Below are 20,692 nucleotides of genomic sequence, written 5' to 3'. Positions count from 1 at the left end.
CTCCGCATGGCTCTTTCTATTTTTCGGACAATGCGATTTTGAAGGATCCTGAAACACGGTGATCTTGATTTGCGTAATATAAAATAGATGGAAACGATGTAATAGGTTCGGGTACAGAAGGCCCGTGCCCCGCGAAGGAAAGGAGCGACTAACGATGAATAACAGTCTTATCCCGGACGCCTCAAGGCTCCTGCAAACCCAGTTGGCGCCGGAATCCGGCATTGCCCCAGAGGCCTCGGAGGTCTCACTGCTGCTAAGTGATGCTGCCCGGATTCTGGAGGCCAGCCCGCTGCCCCCCCTTCGCTCGGCACGGATTCTCGCCCTTTATTTGGCTGTGGCGCTGGCCATGCAATACCACGAGCAATGCGAGAATGCAGAAAACCGGCTCGCCCGTAACCTGCTGGACGGCGATTATTTATACAGCTTGTATCTGGATTTGGCGCTGAAATGGGAGGAGTATGATTTGGTGGCCCTGCTGGCTCCAGCTATCAAAAAGGTGCAGATCGGCCGGGCCGAGGGGCGGCCACAAGATGAACTGCTGGTTCAAGGCTTGTCCCGTTTTGTCCGTACTGAAAGCAAAACACTGCAGGAAGCAGCCCAGCCGCTGGCTGCGGAAGCCATGTAGCAGAAGCTATGCAGTGGCGTTCTCGCAATCTTGAAAGGAGAGGAACGTTATGAAGCTCAATGAAGCCCTTCAGATCCACCTGCCATCCGTCGACCGCGAGATTGTTAATATCGTGAAGCATGATCCCGACGTCAGCCGCTCCTCCGTAGTAGCCGAAGCCATCACGTCGCTGATCGTTTCAGGCGGCAAACGGCTCCGTCCGCTGATGGTCATTGTCGGAAGCCGTTTCGGACCGTCTCCCGACAAGAAGAAAATCTGGCGGCTGGCCGCGGCGGCCGAGTTCATCCATGCGGCTTCGCTGATTCATGACGATATGCTCGACGATTCCCCTCTCCGCCGCGGGCGTCCGGCCACCCATACCCAGACCGGCATTTATCCGGCCGTGCATATCGGCAGCTACATGTCTGCCCGGGTGGTCGAGCTGATTGCCGAATATTCGGCCGACCGCAAACGTTATGCGTTCGACCTCTCTTCGGTGGCGACCAGCAAGCTTTGCCTCGGTGAATATCAGCAGCTGAAGCATGCTTATGACTATGACCTGACACTCGAGCAATATCTGGAGAAGTCGCGCAATAAAACCTCCCTGCTCATGGCGGCCTGCCTGCGTATCGGGGCACAGGCGGCCGGAGCGGACGAAGCTGTCGCCGGCAAGCTATATGAATTTGGCGACAAGCTCGGCCTGTCGTTCCAGATCCGTGACGACCTGCTGGACTTCACGGGCACCAAGGAGCAGCTCGGCAAACCGGCGGGCAGCGACCTGCACAGCGGCCAGGTCACGCTGCCGGTGCTGTTTGCGCTGGAGGATGCGGAGCTTGCGCCGCGCATCCGGCGGATCGGGCCTTCGACGCCGCAGAGCGAAGTCGAAGGCGTGATCGCTGCGATCAAGAGCAGCGGCAGTCTGGAGCGAGCCGAAGCGTACAGCGTTCGGCTGCTCGAGGAAGCCCGGCAGATTGCCGCCGGGCTGGAGAGCTTTGAGGCGCAGCGGGACCTGTTCACGCTGCTCGATTATTTTGGCTGCCGGAGCCGGTAGGCGGCCAGGGTTAATGCGGCTGTCCGTGTCCGGGGTTAAATCAGGCTCGGCAGCAGGCAGCAGGATCGGGGACGGGGCCGCTATGGCTCACCTCCCGGCACCAGACTATAGCCGAAGTTTCCGCGGTTGCGGGACTTCGGCTTTGTTTTTTAGGTGTAGGTATAGGCAGGCCCATCACTCCGTCACTGTTCGTAGGATATATCTAGCCATTTATTATATTTTAGGTTATATATGAACTTAACACGTTGTCACCCTGTTGAACGGAACTTCAACAATCATGAAATTGGGAGTGAACCATCCAATTATGACAACCCGGTCCGCGAGATTCATCCTCCCGGCAGTCAGTTTACTGGTACCTTTATTGTCTTTATGGATTCCCTATGAACGAATTGACCAGGGGCATTATAGGCTGGGCTTCCCCCTTTGGTTTTTAAATTATTACGGAGGAAGTCTGCCGCTGCACAAATACGAGCTGTTTACATGGCCTGTATTCACTCAGCACGTCTTATTTAATCTGCCTCGGTATTTGCTAAATGTTATGCTGATCTACTTCATTGAATTAGCTGTAATCAAAATGACGTTGCGGCTCCGCAAAAGGACTGCCTGAATCCTACCCGGATTTTGCCCAAAAGAAAGAGTGCAGCAGGTGCCGCACTCTTCTTTCTTGTTTCTTATCCAGCTTTATGAAACAAAATAATCTGCCAGGGTGAAAGCCAGAATCGTCATGCTGATGACCTGGTTCAGGTTGTAGGAGGCGATTTTCATCAGCTTCGGATTGGTTGGTTTGATCAGGTTATGCTCCGTCAGGAGCAGGAGCACGGCGATTGCGATGCCGATCAGGTAAAGCCAGCCCAGTCCTTGCCAGACATAAAGGAACAGCAGCAGGAACACCATGATGGCATGCATGCCTTTGGCGATCCAAAGCGCGTTGTGCAGTCCGAAATAGCTCGGAATCGACCACAAGCCGATCGAACGGTCAAATTCGATGTCCTGGGTGCCGTAGATGACGTCAAAACCTGCGATCCAAAGCATGACCACGGTGCCGAGCACAAACGGCGTGAACGCAAAATGTCCGGTAACGGCGAACCAGGCGCCGATTGGCGCAGAGGCAATGACAAAACCCAGGTACAGATGGCTGAGATACGTAAACCGTTTCGTATAGGAATATGACGAAATCAGAAAGATGGCCACGGGCGAAAGCGCCAGGCAAAGCGTGTTCAGCATGGCGGATGCGCCGATAAATATCGCGTAATTGACGGCTACAAATATCAGCACTTCCTTCGAGCGCAGCTGCTTGCGCGGCATATGACGTTCGGCGGTGCGCGGGTTCATGGCGTCGAAGGTTTGATCGGCGACCCGGTTAAAGGCGTTGGCCCCGTTCCGGGCCGCCACCAGTGCAATGAGCCCCCATAACATCGTCCGCCCGGACGGGATGCCGTGGGCCGCCCATACCATGGAGATCACCGCAAACGGCAGGGAGAACAAGGTATGGGAAAACATGACCAGCTCGCCGAACAGCTTTGCCTTGCGGTAGACAAGCGACAAGGTCGACATGTGTTCACCGCCCTTCTGGATTGGCTGGAGCTGCAGAGGTAGGGGATGGCCCGGATGATTCGCCGCCGGCAGCCGCTTCCTTCGCCCCCGATCCCTCTCCTTGCTCCTCGAGAGCGGCAAGCTCCGAGGCCAGCGCGGTCAGCATGCCCGCAATGTCCGCCGCCGATATGACGAGCGGCGGCTGGAAGGCCAGCACGTTGCGGCCGACGCCGTTTTTGCCGATCAGATAACCTTGGTTCTTCATGCCCTCCAGCAGATCGTCGGTCAGCCGGGCTCCCAGCTCCGGCCGGTCTTCGGAGATGCCAAGCCCCATCATCAGGCCTTCGCCCCGGACATCCGTTATGATCTCCGGAAACTCGGCGGCCAGGCGTTCGAGTCCTTCGCGCAGCTGTGCGCCAAGCTCCTCCGAACGCTGTACCAGCCGGTGGCCTTCGATAAAGTCCAGCACCGCGATGGCGGTCGCCGACGACACGGGGTTGCCGCCGAACGTCGAAGCGGACGGACGGTTCAGGCTGGCCGCGATTTCGTTGGTCGTGCAGAATGCCGCGACCGGAATGCCGCTGCCCAGCCCTTTGGCGACCGTAACAATGTCGGCGGTGACATTCCAGCGGTCCATCGCAAACATGCGGCCGGTCCGGCCGAACCCCGTCTGGATTTCGTCCGCGATCAGCAGCACGCCGTGCTGCCCGAGCAGACGTTTCACCTCGGGGAAATACCACGCCGGCGGCACCACGATGCCGCCGTTGCCCTGGATCGGCTCCGCGATCATGGCGGCGAACTCGCTGCCCCGCTCCGCGAGCAGCGCCTCCAGCGCCGCCAGCGAACGCCGCGCCGCTGCCTCGTTGTCCCCGCCCTGCTCAAACGGGCGCGGGATAAAAGCCACATCCTGATCCTTCGCCAGCTCCGGATCCGTCCGCCACATGGCCAGACCCGTTACGCTCATCGTCAGGTACGTCCGGCCGTGCAGGCCGTTCTCGAGCGCAATGAACTTGCGGCGGCCCGTGTGCATCCGGGCCAGCAGCAGCGCTCCTTCGTTGGCCTCCGAGCCGCTGTTGCAGAAAAAGCTGCGGCTGATGTCCCCCGGCAGGACGGCCGCCAGCCGCTCGGCGAGCTCAACATTTTGCTCGGTCAAATAAATCGTGCACGTATGCTGCAGCTCGCGCAGCTGAGCCGCCGTTTTGGCCGCCACGTAAGGGTTGCAGTGGCCGCAGGACGCGACCGAAACCCCTGCGTAGAAATCCGTATAACGAACGCCGTCATGGCCGTACAAATACTGCATCGAACCTCTGACCAGCTGCGGCGGCTTGCGGTAGAAATAACTGGTGCAGGGATAGAAATACTCCTGTCTCTTCTTAACGATCGCTTCAGGTCCAATAAATGCAGTCATGCCAGCACCTCCGTTCTTGCTTCTGCTCCTCTGGTCGTACCGTTAAAATGCAGCGCTCCCGCGGTATAACCCGCATAGATCGGCTTAAGCGCCGCAAACTCCTCGCCGGCGGTATCCGGACGATCCAGCGCACGCCGGTAAGCAGCAACGACCTTGGACAAATGTCCGATATTGCGGTAGGCTGCCCCTTCAATCCGGAAGTGGGTTAACCCGGCTTCCAACAGCTCTTTCACGGCCGGTAGCAGGCACAGCTCCTTCGCCATCATCAGATGACAGCGGCCGTGGGCGTCGCGATATACGGGATTTTCCCCTTTATCCGTCATCAGCACAAGCACATCGTTTGGCACGTATTCATTATCTTCCTGAGCCATCGGCTGGAAGACCTCGGCATTTTCATACAGATCATGTTCCATGTACATCAGCGCCGGAGAACCGTGCACAATGGCCTCGATCGGGCCCTGGCTGCTGCGCAGCAGCTCGGCCAGCTCCTCAAGCGGGGCTTCCATGGACAGGGTGAAGCGCTCCAGCCCTCTGTCCCGGTAAAAGTCGCCGGACGTCTGATTCAGAATGTTGAGGTTGTAATCCCCGATCATTGGATACCCGGCGGAAGCGAAGCGGCGGATAGCCCCGATATTCGTCACCAGGATGCCGTCGATCGGCAGCCGTTCCCCTCTCAGCAGCGCATCATATTGGGCAAAATGCAGCTCCCGCATCATGCGGGGCAGACCCAGGTACAGCTTGGCTGCGCCTTTCAGCGCTCCCAGTTCCTTGATCTGGGCTTTCGTAAAAGGACGGTCAGGCTCAAACACATCGCCCGACAGATAGACATGATTAGCACCGGCAGCAAAGGCGGCTTTAGCCTGCTCCATGTTGTTCACGTGCACGGACAATTCGCCGCGCAAGGCGCCCGTTATCTCCCGTTTCTCCTCCGCCAGACGGCTGCGAATCTGGCCGATCCGCTCCTCCTCCAGCTCGCGTTCGGCTGTTGGCGTGCTAAATACTTTGCCCGTGCTGTAAAATTTCCCGGTTCCCTCATACCGCCGGTTGATAAAATCCAGACCCGGGCGCCCGAAGGCATAAGCCGTAGAGAAGTCCCGTTTGCGGTGCTCGAACAAGGACGGCGTCTCTACGCTGCGCTCGAATCCGACAGGATCGTCGAGATAGCGGTCGATCGCATCGCTGTAGCTGCGGACGAGCATTTGCACAAATTCGGCGTCCCGCATCCGGCCTTCGATTTTGAAGGAGGTGATTCCGCCCTGTATCAATTCGGGAATATGCTCGTACATAAACATATCTTTGGCCGCCAGCGGGTATTCGGTTGGATACACGTTGCCGTCCTTTTTCACGCGGTACTCCCACCGGCACGGCTTCAGGCAGCGTCCCCGGTTGGAGCTGTTGCCGAAGACGGCGGAGCTGAAATAGCAGTTCGCCCCATGCACGCTGCACATATCGCCGTGGATGAAATATTCAAGCTCCATATCCGTAGCCAGCAACAGCTCCCGGGTCGTATGCAGGTCCATTTCGCGGGAGGTCACCACACGTGTTACGCCCAGCTCTTTCAGGGCAAGCACCATTTCGATATTGTGGGCGTTCATCATCACCGAGGAGTGGACTTTCAGCTTGAGACCCAGCTTGCGGATCAGGGACAACACGGCAAAATCCTGCACGATCAAGGCATCGGGTCCGATTTCGTCCAAATACTTCAGGTAATCGGCGGTCTCCTGCATTTCCTGTTCGTTTAGCATGTTATTGACGGTGACGTAGACTTTTTTGCCTAGAGAATGGGCAATTTGAATGGCTTCCGCCATTTCCTCCAGCGTGAAATTGTAGCCCTTCCTCATCAGCCGCATATTTAATGAAGGTCCGCCGAAATAGACGGCGTCGCAGCCTTCCTGGATAATCTGCTTGAATATTTCAAAGGTCCCTGCCGGAGCCAGAAGCTCCACTTCCCTGCCGTTAAATAATCTTGCCATTCCGATCTCCCCCATATCTCATGTTCTCATGTCATCTTCTTGTTTCTCTTTCTCCCAAAAAAATAATCGGACAACAGCAGCAGCCGCAAGTACGGCCATGTCTACGCTCTCGCTAGTTATGGAAGCAGCAGCACAACCATCAGCAGCAGAATGTGCAGCGCCACAAACCCGCTTTCCCTGACGCCCCATGAAGGCTCATAATACTCCGTCCTTGGCGCATCCAGAACGAATCCGCGTGCCTCCATGGAAATGACCAGCTCCTCCGCCCGTCTAAAGGCTCCTACGGTTATGGGAACAAGCAGCGAAATCAGCATTTTCGCCTTCTCGCGCAGCGGCAGCTCCCTTAGATCCGCTCCCCGGGCCGCCTGGGCTTTCAGGATCCTCTGGCTTTCCTCCAGAATGGCCGGAATGAAGCGCAGCGCAAGGCCCGCCATCAGCGTCAGCCGCCGGACCGGAAGCTTCAGCCGGACGAACGGCTTAAGCATGCCGTCCAGTCCCTGGTTAAGCCTGCCCGGCGTCGTAGTGAAGGTGAGCAGTGCGGTGAAGGAAATAAACAACGCCATTCGCAGCACCGCCAGACCGCCCGCGCTGAGCCCTCCTCCGGACACCGAAAATAGTCCGGTCTGCAGCAGCACCTCGCCCTGCGTGACGGTCAATACCTGCAGAATGAAAATAAACACCATCAGCAGCCTCAGCGGTTTGGCCGCCTTGGCGTAATATTTATAAGGGATACGTGTAGCCGCCATAAGGATCAAGGAGAACAAGGCGGCCAGCAGCAGCGCTGCCCAGGAGCGAAGCGCGATGATCGCAGCGGTATAGACCAGCATCGCGGTCAGCTTGGCCCGCGGGTCCAGACCGTGAATCCAAGATCCCGTATCTATCGTCCGGCCGATCAGCAGCTTGCTTCTCATCCTCCTGCACCTCCCGAAATCTCTATCGGAATTGGATTACCACATTTGGCCGTCTCTACATCCGCCTTCTCCTGCTTCTGCCCATCAGGCTTCAGCAGTCTTGCCGTCAGCTCGGCCAGCGCAGCAGCCGTAAAGACCGGCTGTTCGTTTCTCAGATCAAAATGCTCATCCAGCCGATGCCACCAATGCATGCACTCTGGCAGTTCCAAACCCTCTGCCTCCAGCACCGGCAGCTTACGCACCATTTCTGCCGCCGTGCCCTGAAACAAACTGCTGCCTTCCTTCATCAGAATCCAGCGGTCTGCATAAGGCAGCAGTTCATCCATACGGTGGGTGACCATAACCACCGTTTTGCCCTGCTCCCGGCAGAGCCGGAGCAGCAGCTCTATCAGCTCCGCCCGGCTAGACGGGTCGAGCGAAGCCCCCGGTTCATCCAAGACCAGGATGTCAGGGTCCATCACCAGCACGGAAGCGATAGCCGCTTTGCGCATCTGGCCGCCGCTTAATTCAAAGGGGCTCCAAGCAAGCAGCTCTTCCGGAAGCCCGATCTGCCGCAGCGCCGCAGCGGCTCGCCGTTTGGCTTCTTCTATCGGCAGCCCGAAGTTTAAGGGGGCGAAGCACAAATCTTTTTCCACCGTTTCCTCAAACAGCTGATGCTCGGGGAACTGGAAGACCAGCCCGACCCGGCGCCGCATTTCCTTTAGCTTCGGCGTTTTCACTCCAGCCTGGAGCACGTTGTCAAACACCGTGACCTTGCCTTCGGACGGCTCCAGCAGCCCGCCAAACATTTGCAGCAGCGTCGATTTGCCGCAGCCCGTCGGACCCGCGACCGCCGTGAAACTGCCGTCCTTAATCCGAAGGCTCACGCTGGAAAGCGCCTGCTGCCGGAACAAAGTCCTGTCGTCATAAGCGTAACTTACGTTCTCGAAAATAACGGGCATAGGATCTCCTCCAGCGATCCGCCCTTCATGCTGCCCGAAAGCCGGATTCCATAATCGCCAAGCGCCTGCTGCATCTGTATCCGGAACGGAAGCGACAGCCGGCAGGACGCAAGCAGGTCTTTTCTCGCAAAAAGCTCCTCAGGCCGCAAATCCTCACGGATTCCGCCCTCTTCAAGCACCAGCACCCGATCGCTCTGCAGCACCTCATCCGCATCATGCGTGATGGAGATCAGTGTGTAACCGCCGGTTTCCTTTAACTCTTTCAGCACCTCAAGCAGCTCGCGGCGCGATTTCTCATCCAGCATGGAGGAGGCTTCGTCAAAAATAACCACCTTCGGCTGCATAGCCAGCACCGAAGCGACCGCCACGCGCTGCTTCTGCCCGCCGGACAGCTCGCCCGGATGTTTGTGCAGCAGCTGCTCTATCCCCAGCTTCCGGGCGTAGCTGTTCACCCGGCTGCGCATTTCACAACGCGGCAGGCATTGGCCTTCCAGCCCGAAGGCGATGTCCTCCTCGACCGTAGCCCCGATGAACTGGTTCTCCGGATTCTGGAACACCATGCCGATTTTGCGCCGCAGCCGGTAGGCCGATAGAGGCGTCAATTCCTCCCCTTCGATCCAGATCCGTCCGGCTTGCGGCCTCAGAAGGCCGCCCAGCAGTTTGGCCAGAGTCGATTTGCCGCAGCCGTTCGGGCCGACCAGGCTGATCCAGCTGCCCGCTAGTATGCTGGCGGAGGCATTTTGCAGAACGGCAGGTTCTTTTCTTTTTCCATAAGCGAAAGTTAAGTTCTCAAACCGTAGAACAGGCTCGGATGAAAACTCGGGTATACGATAGTCCGTTTCCTTCCAGCTTTCACTTTCATGACTTTGATTGCTTTCCTTCCTTATATGGCCGGTCTCCATCACGCATCCACTCCCAGAAAACCTTCAAATAACGACAGCTTAGCCAGCGCCGGTACCAGCACCCTAACTGCAATTCCCACCACGATGCCCGTGCCGAGTCCAAGCAGGACCAGCATCGGCAGGTAATAGAACACTACAGAGGAGTGAATCACGATGGCTGCCGCCGCCAGCTGCCCGAAGTTATGGGCGATTCCTCCCGCCACGCTGATGCCGATCAGGCTAAGCTTGCCTCTTCCGATCTTAAGCAGAGTCCACATCACGCCAAAGCTGAACAGCGCACCGAGAAAGCTGAACAAGAAGCTCGAGAACGTACCAAAAATAAACGAAGTAAGCAGAGTTTTCAGCACCACCACAACAAAGGCATCTCTGCCCCTCATAAAATAAAGACAAGTCAACACCATAATATTGGCCAGCCCCAGTTTGGCCCCTGGAACCGAAACATTGATCGGAACCAGCGTCTCAAGCAAGCTGAGCACAACGGCCACCGCGGCAAAAATCGCGATAATCACCGTTCTCCTGAGCACCAAACCGGTTTCTTCATGCTGTAATGACGGCATCACCGTCACTCCTCTCTCATGAAAATCTATAGCTCTATTATTTGTGATTTTTTTCACTTGAACTGTTAAATAGATCACATTTCACAAAGAAATTTCTTACTTTTTAATTGCCTGAATCTTAAGCGACTTGAGCGAATTCTATTATATAGCCGTTGCCCGGTCCCTTTCAGTGAAAGAATACACAGCAAGCTGGAACAAACAGCCGGAGTGGCTGCCGCTTTTTTATTTATATTTTATCTACCAGGTATCTATAGGCTTCAGTTATCTAGCGGTTATTCGGTTTTATCTGCCTTATGTTTAAATGCACGGCTTCACGGTTACATACTTGTGGGTTTGCGCAAGCAAATTAAAGTTAAGACTCTATAACTGAGGTTGCAGCTCAACATCCAATTATTAAAGGAGGAAACATCATGGCTGATCCATATACTCTGCAAGACCCGACAACGCAGTATCCGAAAGCCGGACCTGAATTTGAACAGCAGCAGAAGGCGCCTGGACTGCAGGCGGAAATGACTCCTGTCCCGGATTGCGGTGAGGCAAGCTACCGTGGGACAAGCCGGCTCGCCGGACGTAAAGCGATTGTAACCGGGGCGGACAGCGGAATCGGACGCGCAGTAGCCATTGCTTTTGCCCGCGAAGGCGCCGACGTTCTCCTCTCCTATTTGCCGGAAGAAGAAGCGGATGCCAAGCAGGTGGTAGCAATCATAAAGGAAGCCGGACGTAAAGCAGTTGCTTTACCGGGAGATCTGAAGGACAAGGCTTACTGTGAGAAGCTCGTCTCTACAGCCGTTCAAGAGTTGGGAGGTCTGGACATTCTGGCGAATGTGGCAGGCAAGCAGCAGTTCGTGAAGGATATCGCTGATCTGACCGATGAACAGTTCGATGAGACGTTCAAGACCAACGTCTATTCCCTGTTCTGGATCTGCAAAGCAGCCCTGGAACATATGAAGCCGGGAAGCAGTATTATCAATACGACCTCCATCCAGGCTTACAAACCGTCACCGATTCTTCTGGATTATGCGACCACTAAAGCGGCGATCAATACGTTCACCAAAGCTCTGGCCCAACAGGTGGCCAGCAAAGGCATCCGGGTCAACGCTGTGGCTCCGGGCCCTGTTTGGACTCCGCTGCAGATCACTGGCGGCCAGCCGAAAGAGGTGCTGAAGCAGTTTGGCAGCCAAACACCGCTTGGCCGTCCCGGCCAGCCTGCCGAGATGGCGCCGGCTTACGTATTTCTGGCCAGTCCGGAATCGAGTTATGTAACCGGCGAAACGCTGAACGCCAATGGCGGAACACCGACGCCGTAAAGATTTCTCTACAAATAGACAAACCCCTCTTTCTGGTGGAGGAGGGGTTTGTGCTGCTCGCTCTTTATTGCTTACTCTTCATTATTCACTCTTCATTTAATAAGATGCTAATTAAGAGATAAACCCTCCTGCTTGCAGGAACTCGGCAATTTCCTGCTGATCCAGCAGCTTTTGGTCTGATCGGTATTGGGAAAAACTGACGGGAGTCAAATGACTATAACGGCCAGCTAGAAGCGGGTCTGCTTCCTGCGGCAAAATCACATAATATTGTTCATTGTACTCGTAGGTGCGCGGCGATTCAAAAGGGGAGATGAGGACTTCATGCAGCTTCTCCCCGGCCCGAATCCCGGTCAGCTTATAATCGCGGGGATCCCGTCCTGCCTGCTTCAACATTACCTCGGCCAGATCTATGATTTTGCACGCTTTCATCTTCATCACAAAGGTTTCCCCGCCCGCCGACGCCTCTGCGGCCTTTAGCAGCAGGCGCAGTGCTTCTTCACGGGTTAAGAAGAAACGCGTCATATCCTTATCGGTAATGGTCAGCTTCTTCCCTTCTTTAATCTGACGCAGGAACAGCGGAACCACGCTGCCGCTTGTGCCCAGCACATTACCTCCGCGAATACAGACAAAACGTGTATGCTCGCTAAGATCATTGGCGCGGATCATCATTTTTTCACCCAGCGCTTTGGTCATCCCGTATACATTAATAGGATCAACGGCTTTGTCCGTGGAGACATCGATCACTTTAAGCACCTGATTGCTGATCGCCGCACGGATAATATTTTCGGTTCCCAGAACGTTTGTCTTAAACGCTTCTTCCGGTTGAACCTCGCAGACGGGCACATGCTTCAGCGCAGCCAAATGAAAAATCACATTCACACCCCTGCTCGCTTCTTCAACGGCCAGGTAATCCCGGATATCGCCGATCACAAAGCGAAGACGCGGGTCGTAATTAAAATCCCTCTGCATATTAATCTGGGCATATTCATTCCGTGACAGAATCCGGATTTCGGAAGGTTCCTGCTCCAGCAGCACCTCCGTGAGCTTCTGCCCCCACGAACCGGTCCCCCCGGTAATTAAAATCTTTTGTCCCTTAAACATACCGCCATCTTCTCCTTATTCAGATCATGAATTCACGCAGTACCTTGGCCACCTCATTTGTACTCAACTGATTATTTCTAGGAACTTTTTTAATGGATGTATTACTGGAATGCACGACATTTACAAAATTGCGCGGAAGCAAGAACTCGTGAGGCAGGTTAATCACATAGCCGTGCCCTTTGCCGCCAATCGGTTTGATGCGGTATCCTGCGGCATACTCGTCAGTTTTATACAGGAACACATAAAATTGCGGCGAACGATAAAAGATCGGGGCCATCTCGTTATAATCGCTATCCCACAGATAGCCATTTTGATTGATTAAGACAAGCGTGTCCGGTTTAGGCTGCACCTGATACAGCTGCTGTACGTACGTCCGGTGGTAAAGATCATCCGAGTCAAGCCGGGCTATATAAAGCTGTTTGTGTCCTTTCGCAAAAGCAAGAATAGCCTTGTCAGATTCAGCAATAGTTCCAAATCGAATATGGGACGGGAAAGGACTCTGTTTAGCCAGAATCTCCCGGATGAGATCCTTAGATTCTTTCGCTATCCTCACCACCACCAGGAAATCCTGATTCGTCTGTGCCTGAAGACTGCGAAGTGTAAATTTCCGAAAAATCCCTAGCCGATGTTCAATCCAGCCTCGTTCTAAACGATGCGGATCCATCCCATAGTTGTTAAAGTTGATTTCGATGATAACCTTTCTATCCATGTTCTCCCTCCCTGATGAAGGATCTGTCTTGTCTAAAACCTATGATCCCTGTCTCTTAATCAAGGTCTAAATTTCTTACTATAAAATATGACGAGATTCCCGTATCGAACCGGTCATTTATACAGCTTCTATAAAATTGGATTCATGTGCTAGTATCTCTTAAATAAAAACAATCCCGGCCTGAATCAAAGTCGGGATTGTTCTTAGGGGGCTTAATAGAAGCCTTACGGATCAGCTATAGAAGTCCCAGGGCCTGCTCCAGCCGCTTTTTGTTCTCCAGCAGGTTAACTTCACCCGGCAAATAGGAGAGGGCCAGATTATTATGCTCCAGCGCCAACTGGAGATGTCCGAGCCTTGCATAACAGAAACAAAGCTGGACATGGGGCACCCACGTCTGGTAGGCGGCACTCACCACACCCATATAACCTTCCGGCAGCAGGGACTCCAGCGCCCGGTTATACCAGTAGACCGCAAGTCCCCATTCCTCTCTCCCTTCAAAACATCCTGCGACGGCGCAGCAAATGTCAGCATGCGGGACATCATAATGAAACGATTTAAACAGCGTATCCAGCTGCTTATCCTTCCGGCCAAGATGATGATAGCATTCAGCAAGCTTTGCACATGCGGCAATCCGGTCCTCCCGATAACCGATCGGCTCCCCGAAATACGTTTCATAACAGGCCGCAGCTTCCTGGTAACGCTTCTGATCGAGCAGTTCATTCGCGTAGAAAAATAAAGTGCGGCCTTCCAGCTTACCGCCGTTTTCGATCCATTTTTGGAAAATCGCCATATTTCTCGCCGTATGATCGCCCGCACGGTGATGGGAGACCGCGATGTCCGTGTCCAGCACTTTACCTTCCGTCACGTTCAAATATTCATGCACCGGGTTAAACCAGCGGTAACCCTGGCTCCTTTTGACCAACCGGTACCGGCGCGAGCTGGCGATCGTATTTCCATTCGGATCAAATGCCAGGTCATAATTAAAGATGATCGCATCCGGCTCCCAGGACAACGACTGCTTCAACTCGGCGAACTTGACGCGGTCTTTCTCGTAGAGCACATCGTCGGCGTCAAGCCACATGATATAGTCCATCGTGGCCTGGTCAAATGAATAGTTGCGTGCGGCCGCAAAATCATCCGTCCATTCCCAATCCAATACGCGGTCCGTATAACCGGCAGCAATATCCTTCGTACGGTCTGACGAACCGGTGTCCACAATGATGATTTCATCAACCAAATCACGCACGGATGCCAGACAGCGGCCGATCACCTTCTCTTCGTCTTTGACGATCATACACAAACTGACCGTTATCAATGGAACTCCCCCTTAATTGGTGTTCAGGGCCAGGTCCATCCCGGCTCTTTCATTTCATGTCTTACGCCTAAGGCCGTCCAATCGCTCTGCTTCCTGAAGCATAAAATATATTCATAATTACGGTTTAGGAGGAATGATCCCTGGTATGCTCAACTTTAACGGTCTACTCGAACAGATCCGGACGGCACTGGATCATAAACAGCCTTTGTCTTTCGTCAGGATCGGGGACGGCGAAAATTTGATTTTGGCTCAGGATTCCGTTTGGACAATGGAACAGGTGCTTCGCGAAAAATGGGCAAAGAAAGCAAATATGGGGTTGAAAGGGGTGAACCTGCCTAATATCGCCTTGAGGGATGAAATGGTAGCTGTATTGAAAAAGGCCGACATCGTCGGCATTCTCCCCCCAGGAGACCAAACGATTAAAGCGGGGGAGCATTTAAAACGCGAATTGACCGACAAAGTGTTTAAATATTACAACATTCACCCCCGCTATACTTGCCATGCAGGGCTCAACCGAAAGCTAGCCATATACCCCGGATTCTGGAGCATGCTCAGCAAAAAGAGAGTGCTCGTTATCACTTCCAAAGCCCAGGAGTTCCGCAGGGTTTTGGGGCCAAAGCCTTACATGTGCAACGTCGTTCAGGCGCTGCCCTTTTCCCACTACAAGGATATGGAGTCGGTCCGGAAATGGTTAACCGCTCATCCGGATCATTTCGACATCGCCCTGATCTCCTGCGGCGTTAATGCCGTCATTCTGGCGCAAATGGTTCGGGATCTGACCGGCAAGGTGGGCATTGACTTTGGAAAAGGAAGGAACCTCCTGTTAAAGGAGAAGTTCTAAGCGGAAGATTCGATCGGCCCTATACAAATCGGACCATTGATCCTTTATAGTCATAAGCCACCGGCTGCCGGCCGGTGGCTTTCATTTCTTGTTCACCCGGATTCCAGCCTGTTAATTACAAACTGGAATCTTCCTCCGAATCCTGAACTCCCCCTCCAAGGCGTATAACCTTAGCTGCTCCGCTTATGCCTTTCAAGGCATTCCGGGTATCATAAACAAGCGGAACTTGATCCATAATCTGCTTCAGTGGAAGACCATCATGGTTCACCGCAATAATTGCACAATCATAATCGTACCGGCTGCTTTCGTCCTCATTCATCCGGACACCGGTCAGCTTCTGCCCTTGCACCGTTATTTCATGCACATAGGGATCATAGTAAGAAACGATTGCGCCTTCCTGCTGAAGCCGTTTGATCATTTCGATGGAGCTGGATTCCCGGATATCATCGATATTCGGCTTGAATGTAACCCCGACAATCAGAATCTTCACCCCTGACAAAGCTCCAAGAGACAAGGCATCCTTGATCTGCTGGATGATATAAACGGGCATGGAATGGTTGATTTCTCTCGAAACGGCAATAAAAGAACTGGAGATTCCAAATTGTTTGGACCGCCATTGCAAATATAACGGATCGACAGGAATACAGTGCCCGCCCGCTCCCGGACTTGGGTAAAAGGCCGAGAAGCCAAACGGCTTCGAACGGGCTGCTTCGATGACTTCCCAAATATCTATGCCCATGCCAGTGCACAGCCGGGCCATTTCATTGATGAAGGAAATATTGACGAATCGATACGTATTTTCAAGCAGCTTTGTCATTTCTGCAGCATCGGTGGATGAAATCCTTACTACCGTTTGAAACACCGTCCGATATACGTCCTCAACAGCACTGGCGCACCGGTCCGTTACCCCGCTGACGACCTTGGGAATAACCTCAAGCGGATAGCTGCGATTGCCGGGGTCTACACGCTCTGGAGAATACCCCAGAAAAATATCCTTCCCCACGATCAGTCCGCTTTGCTCCAGCATCGGCTTCAACACCTCCCGGGTCGTTCCAGGATAGGTTGAGCTCTCCAAAACAATGATCTGTCCCCGGCGAAGATGGTCACGGATATTGGCTGCCGCCTGCATCAAATAAGTCAGATCCGGCTCCTCGTCCAGATTTAACGGGGTCGGCACACAGATAATAATGACATCCGCTTCTCTTAAACGGCGTATATCTCTGGTTGCAGAAAATTCCTGCTTCTCCATGGACTCTTTCACTTGCTCATCGGGAATATCTCGAATATAACTTCTTCCTTCTTTCAACATTTGCAGCTTCTGGTCATCCAGATCGATGCCGATCACTTCATGTCCCTGCTTGCTGAAGGCAAGTGCCAGCGGCAGCCCCACATAGCCAAGCCCCACAACGGCAATTCTTCTCATATGACCCTCCACTTCTGTCCCCCCTCATGTAAAGCGATTCGGTTCGTATGAACGCCTTTAAAACTTCTATATAACTTATGAAAGAAACCATAAATGGTATGGACGATCTTATCAGGAGAGAGAAAAACGATCTGATATGGCATAGATAACCAGAAGGAGGCTCTATGATCCTGTATGGATAATCGATTGCACCATTCGTATAAACTCAGCCGCACGAATGGCGGAGGTATGCCGTTTATGAACAAATTCAAAACCTTGCCGCGCTATCTTCGTTACTATCGCCTGATTCCGCCTGGCACTGTAGAAATCGACTTGTTCGCGGAAATTTTCTTCCGTTATGGCAACGAAATGTTTTCCCGGTTCAAAACCCAAGGCTAGTAGATCCTCATTACAAGGAGCAAGCAGCAGGGTATTGCAGGCAAGCACCTCAAAATATTTGCGCAGCGGATAATGAAGAATGGAGTCGCAGGAAAGGAATATCCGGCTTCTATTAATTTCTTTGGCATAGTTCTCAGCGATCCAGGCATCTGTATGATCCGGGAACTGCAAATAGCCGGGATGCTCGTGATACACAAAACCCGGGCGCCCTTGAAAATGGTTAAGCATCTGATAGCGCAGCGGATAATATTTTCGCTCTACGAATCCCATGAGCAGCAAGTCAATGCTTTTGGCTTGATGGTAATCCCGAAAGACTGGAGCGTGAGCGAAATGCGGCAGCCATCTCATTTTTGAAACGAATTCAGGATACCGGTCGATAAACGCACTGCGATACATCGTGAAGATAACAGGAACTTGATTCTGCTGAATGAAAGTTTTGCGCCCTTTTACGTCAAAGTGGAGATCGTGCATGATAATGCCCCAGGGGATGGACAGACGGGAAAGACCTTCTATTCTCGGGCAATGGGTATTGCGATAGTCGTTAAGGAGGATAAAGTCCGGCTTAAAGGGCAGCTGTTTGAGAATGACCGAAATGTCGCCGTCCTCGAAATGAAGCGCAATATCTGCGTAAGGCAACAGCTCCTGATAAAAGTAGTGGAAGCTCCGCTCCATATGCCTGCTGAAGTCCCGCGTAATCAACAGTAGTTTAAGCTTTCTCAATGGATCCCAGCCTCCGTTCACCTGCATTTCATCTGTTCTTCTGTATATAAAAGAGGCAGGAATTGCTTCCCGCCCCTTGTCTGATTGTGCTGCTTTTACAGTGCAGTTGCAGTACCCATAAATACTTCCGGGCCATTGCGGATTGCTGTGGTCACTCCAGAGACAAACGCGGTATACACAGTTTCTAGTGCCGCAGGAGCAAGAAGATCTTGGGCTGTGAAAGAAACTACCTGTGTTGTTGCGGTAGCAGTGACTACTCCCGACGCCGTATAGATAACAGTTCCTGTTGCAATAGATGAACCCCGAACGATCTCAACGGTATACGTGTCTCCGAAGTCCCCGCTGATCCCAACAGAACCAGTCAGCGTAACCAGCGGATTGGCTACACCTTGTGTTTGAAGGCCAATAATTCCAAATAAAGTAGGCGTAGAGGTCAAAGCCACTCCCGGTGCTCCAACAGTGTTGGAGTTCATTGAACTTCTAGCATCCAAAAAAGTACTCATTAATAATTCACCTCCAAGTATTTTCTAAGTTAGTATATTGATGACTCTTGTAGATGGAGTGGACAAAACTACTAAGATACTTGCATATTTTTTTATGTTTGATGGTTGGGTTGAGAAACAAAAGCAGGAAAATAAAGGGAAAAGTTATCGCCTTCTTGCGCGTAAAAAAGGGAAAAGCCGTACATACCGGTAGGTTAATGGCAGGACGGCTTCATTTTTAACTGTATCTATATAGAGGGAAATGCTTGAGGGCACGGAGTATGCTGGCTTAAGGGAATGTCTTATCGTTGTTAAGTTTACCTATAAACAATATCCCTTAATTCATTCGCCTTATCCTTGGGGATCGAGTAACCTTTCTCCGAATTGGATTGCTCCACTACTAATCCGTTATAATCACGATTTGAGGTCAGCGAGAAATAAAAGACGCTTTGATTGCTATTTCTATAAGTAAGGGTCATCGTATACTCGGGTTGATAATCTAGCGCACCTGGAATCCTGTTCGCCTTCTCGATCGCTTCTCTAAATTTCTTCAATGTTTTATCATCATCATAAAACTTATCCTTACAGTCACTATTGCTCAGACTTGGGCTTTCGAAACAGTCAAGGGCTATGGATTCCAAGCCGTGGCCAACTTTCAAGTCAGAGCATCCTGCGCACAGTACAGGTACCATAATTAACAATATAAAAAGAAGCAGCTTCATCGTAATAATGGGCGATTTCATACTCTTTAAGCCTCCGGACACACTCCTCTTTCATGCCATAAATAAAATCCCGGGCATCGTGATGCGTGAGGATAAGATCTCCTTCTTTTTCCTTTGCCTCCACAATGTTACCGATTCAAATCCGATTGTCTAAATTGATAGATTAATAAAGTAATTAAGGAAATCAACACCAGGATGGTTATTGGAGTTGTGCTGTAAAGAGGAGGCATTAATGTTTGATTGATTCTTACGATTATAAAGAAGAAACAATACACCATAATCGTTATTAGAATGTGATTCAAATATTCTTCTTTCTTATGCCTGAAGTTCGCGGCTAATGAGAATAGACATCCAATTGAAAGAATGATATACATTAGCAAATTATCAGCTCCGATCGAGGCGTATTTAATCGAGTTATATTTCTCCTTTATTTACATGTTGGTAAATACCCACTGTAATGGGCATCCTATTTATTTTGGTTCCTTCGAATCATAAAAAATGTCGATATGACAAATAATATTAACGAAGCCAACAAGAAATAGATTCCCGTTAATAACAAAGTTAATTTCACTGCCATAATGATCCCGCTCTTATAAGCAATTGAAACCCCGTAATCTGTCGGTATCATTGTTGCTGCCCAATCCTCGCCCTTGGCTAAACTTAAAGCAATCAATAGATTGCCCACAACCAACAGAACTAAAGACGATAAAATTGATTTTAAATACATGTCATTCCTCCAAATTGAAGGGTAATATCAACAGCAGCCTATGATTAATTCCCCTTTTATATTTATGACTTTGTTTCCGGTTTGTCTTGCAAATTCATATCCTTCTTGTGTTGTATATGTACTGCCGAGCTTCCCTTTCGGGCTGCCGCTAGGCCCCTTACCGGAAACAAACATCAGCCCGTTTACAATTACAAAATTAGTGTAACTGGCTGCAGGATTACTTGCTTCCGGCAGGCTGGTAGCTTTGTGAAAGTCTAAATCCAATCTCTCACTTTTTCTATATGTTTGCGTAGATCTCGATATGCTCTTATACTCACGACGCCGATCCCCCTTAGATCGCTCTTATCCTAAGGGGATCGCTGTGCCCGAAGGCTATTCTTTTTCGCAGTCGGCTTAGAAGCACGTGAACGAACGAATCCGATTCAAATCAATGCCAAAGTATGCCCAGAAGAAACCAAACCATCTAAACCCTGCAACAGAATTACGCCCGACGAATATCGGGAAGAACCAGAATTGTTCGCCGTTGTTCAGCCAAACGTATGTGTTTCGGAATAAGCAGCCTCTGATCGCGCCGGGGTCAATGGCAAATGTGGTGGCCGACATTTGGGGTAAAAATTGCGGTGGAGGAGAAGACGGTGCTTGAACACCTCCCGGAAATCCTCCGGGGAATCCCCCCGTAAATCCGCCTGGAAAACCCGTTCCTCCCGACACGCCAGATCCACTCGGGGATCCCGGGAATCCTCCGCCGGTTCCTGGGGTTGAAAAAAGTCCCATATGTTATCGCTCCTTTCAGTGTATAGGCATAATCATCATATGCATTCGCGGAAAGGGCGCTTGGGCGGATGCCCCGATTGTGAATATGGTGTTAGGGGATGGGGAAGCCATGCCCACCTAGATTCAATTGTAGTTATATTTTACCTTTATTTACATACACGTACAATTACTCTTGTATCCTTGTAACCTTTTGATTATAGAATTTTAATATAATAACAGCTCTTCCATATAACGTTCCCGCATCTACGACGCGACCCGGCCTTAGATAAGAGTTATCTAAGGCCGGGTCGTGTGTTGCCTGAGCTTGCCTCCA

Annotated in this window: 20 protein-coding genes; 4 read left to right on the top strand and 16 right to left on the bottom strand. The window is 51.9% G+C overall.

The window, feature by feature from the left end:
* The first annotated feature begins 154 nt into the window (after positions 1-154).
* Entirely contained in the window at positions 155-625 is a 471-nt protein-coding gene (locus tag CBE73_RS16500; RefSeq protein WP_094095157.1) for a hypothetical protein, read from the top strand.
* Between the two features lie 49 nt (positions 626-674).
* Positions 675-1,655 carry a polyprenyl synthetase family protein gene (locus tag CBE73_RS16495; RefSeq protein WP_094095156.1) on the top strand — a complete coding sequence of 327 codons (981 nt, stop codon included), beginning with the start codon at positions 675-677 and terminating at the stop codon, positions 1,653-1,655.
* 681 nt (positions 1,656-2,336) lie between these two features.
* Here the strand turns inward: CBE73_RS16495 and CBE73_RS16485 are convergent.
* From CBE73_RS16485 to CBE73_RS16455, 7 genes are all read right to left on the bottom strand, one after another.
* A complete protein-coding gene (locus tag CBE73_RS16485) occupies positions 2,337-3,209 on the bottom strand; it encodes a 4-hydroxybenzoate octaprenyltransferase (RefSeq protein ID WP_094095154.1) in 873 nt (290 codons plus the stop codon).
* 4 nt (positions 3,210-3,213) lie between these two features.
* The gene (locus tag CBE73_RS16480; RefSeq protein ID WP_094095153.1) at positions 3,214-4,596 is read right to left on the bottom strand and encodes an aspartate aminotransferase family protein; all 1,383 of its coding nucleotides are present in this window, start codon (positions 4,594-4,596) and stop codon (positions 3,214-3,216) included.
* Complete coding sequence (locus CBE73_RS16475) at positions 4,593-6,569, bottom strand: peptidase U32 family protein (RefSeq protein ID WP_094095152.1); 1,977 nt, start codon at positions 6,567-6,569, stop codon at positions 4,593-4,595. Before CBE73_RS16475 ends, CBE73_RS16480 begins: the two co-directional genes overlap by 4 nt.
* A 116-nt stretch (positions 6,570-6,685) precedes the next feature.
* Positions 6,686-7,480, bottom strand: a complete 795-nt coding sequence (locus CBE73_RS16470; protein ID WP_094095151.1) for an energy-coupling factor transporter transmembrane component T family protein — start codon at positions 7,478-7,480, stop codon at positions 6,686-6,688.
* Positions 7,477-8,421 (bottom strand): ATP-binding cassette domain-containing protein, encoded by a 945-nt coding sequence (locus CBE73_RS16465; RefSeq protein ID WP_094095150.1) that lies wholly within the window; start codon positions 8,419-8,421, stop codon positions 7,477-7,479. Before CBE73_RS16465 ends, CBE73_RS16470 begins: the two co-directional genes overlap by 4 nt.
* Positions 8,397-9,323, bottom strand: a complete 927-nt coding sequence (locus tag CBE73_RS16460; protein WP_094095149.1) for an energy-coupling factor transporter ATPase — start codon at positions 9,321-9,323, stop codon at positions 8,397-8,399. Before CBE73_RS16460 ends, CBE73_RS16465 begins: the two co-directional genes overlap by 25 nt.
* Positions 9,323-9,880: a Gx transporter family protein gene (locus CBE73_RS16455; protein ID WP_094095148.1), complete on the bottom strand. Its 558-nt coding sequence runs from the start codon at positions 9,878-9,880 to the stop codon at positions 9,323-9,325. Before CBE73_RS16455 ends, CBE73_RS16460 begins: the two co-directional genes overlap by 1 nt.
* Before the next feature lie 410 nt (positions 9,881-10,290).
* Between CBE73_RS16455 and CBE73_RS16450 the strand changes: the two genes are divergently transcribed.
* The gene (locus CBE73_RS16450) at positions 10,291-11,187 is read left to right on the top strand and encodes an SDR family oxidoreductase (RefSeq protein ID WP_094095147.1); all 897 of its coding nucleotides are present in this window, start codon (positions 10,291-10,293) and stop codon (positions 11,185-11,187) included.
* Between the two features lie 111 nt (positions 11,188-11,298).
* Here CBE73_RS16450 and CBE73_RS16445 read toward each other — a convergent pair whose 3' ends face one another.
* From CBE73_RS16445 to CBE73_RS16435, 3 genes are all read right to left on the bottom strand, one after another.
* Positions 11,299-12,288 carry a polysaccharide biosynthesis protein gene (locus tag CBE73_RS16445; RefSeq protein ID WP_094095146.1) on the bottom strand — a complete coding sequence of 330 codons (990 nt, stop codon included), beginning with the start codon at positions 12,286-12,288 and terminating at the stop codon, positions 11,299-11,301.
* A gap of 19 nt (positions 12,289-12,307) precedes the next feature.
* Positions 12,308-12,997 (bottom strand): glycosyltransferase, encoded by a 690-nt coding sequence (locus CBE73_RS16440; RefSeq protein ID WP_094095145.1) that lies wholly within the window; start codon positions 12,995-12,997, stop codon positions 12,308-12,310.
* Between the two features lie 235 nt (positions 12,998-13,232).
* On the bottom strand, positions 13,233-14,312 hold the full coding sequence (locus CBE73_RS16435; protein WP_229752582.1) for a glycosyltransferase family 2 protein: 1,080 nt from the start codon (positions 14,310-14,312) through the stop codon (positions 13,233-13,235).
* Positions 14,313-14,457: 145 nt separating this feature from the next.
* Here CBE73_RS16435 and CBE73_RS16430 point away from each other — a divergent pair, with 145 nt between their 5' ends.
* Entirely contained in the window at positions 14,458-15,153 is a 696-nt protein-coding gene (locus tag CBE73_RS16430; RefSeq protein WP_229752581.1) for a GT-D fold domain-containing glycosyltransferase, read from the top strand.
* A 115-nt stretch (positions 15,154-15,268) separates the two neighbouring features.
* Here the strand turns inward: CBE73_RS16430 and CBE73_RS16425 are convergent, their stop codons facing one another.
* The 6 genes from CBE73_RS16425 to CBE73_RS22495 form a co-directional block, all read right to left on the bottom strand.
* On the bottom strand, positions 15,269-16,576 hold the full coding sequence (locus CBE73_RS16425) for a nucleotide sugar dehydrogenase (RefSeq protein WP_094095142.1): 1,308 nt from the start codon (positions 16,574-16,576) through the stop codon (positions 15,269-15,271).
* 162 nt (positions 16,577-16,738) lie between these two features.
* The gene (locus CBE73_RS16420) at positions 16,739-17,674 is read right to left on the bottom strand and encodes a glycosyltransferase family protein (RefSeq protein WP_094096361.1); all 936 of its coding nucleotides are present in this window, start codon (positions 17,672-17,674) and stop codon (positions 16,739-16,741) included.
* A gap of 95 nt (positions 17,675-17,769) precedes the next feature.
* The gene (locus CBE73_RS16415; protein ID WP_094095141.1) at positions 17,770-18,177 is read right to left on the bottom strand and encodes a hypothetical protein; all 408 of its coding nucleotides are present in this window, start codon (positions 18,175-18,177) and stop codon (positions 17,770-17,772) included.
* Positions 18,178-18,473: 296 nt separating this feature from the next.
* Positions 18,474-18,878 (bottom strand): YhfM domain-containing protein, encoded by a 405-nt coding sequence (locus CBE73_RS16410; protein WP_174704754.1) that lies wholly within the window; start codon positions 18,876-18,878, stop codon positions 18,474-18,476.
* Positions 18,879-19,632: 754 nt separating this feature from the next.
* Positions 19,633-19,869 (bottom strand): RidA family protein, encoded by a 237-nt coding sequence (locus CBE73_RS22220; RefSeq protein ID WP_174704753.1) that lies wholly within the window; start codon positions 19,867-19,869, stop codon positions 19,633-19,635.
* A gap of 129 nt (positions 19,870-19,998) precedes the next feature.
* Positions 19,999-20,379: a transporter gene (locus CBE73_RS22495; protein WP_094095138.1), complete on the bottom strand. Its 381-nt coding sequence runs from the start codon at positions 20,377-20,379 to the stop codon at positions 19,999-20,001.
* Positions 20,380-20,692: the final 313 nt, after the last annotated feature.

It is taken from the genome of Paenibacillus physcomitrellae, assembly GCF_002240225.1.
Lineage (GTDB): Bacteria > Bacillota > Bacilli > Paenibacillales > Paenibacillaceae > Fontibacillus > Fontibacillus physcomitrellae.
This window is presented reverse-complemented; position numbering and strand designations above follow the sequence as displayed.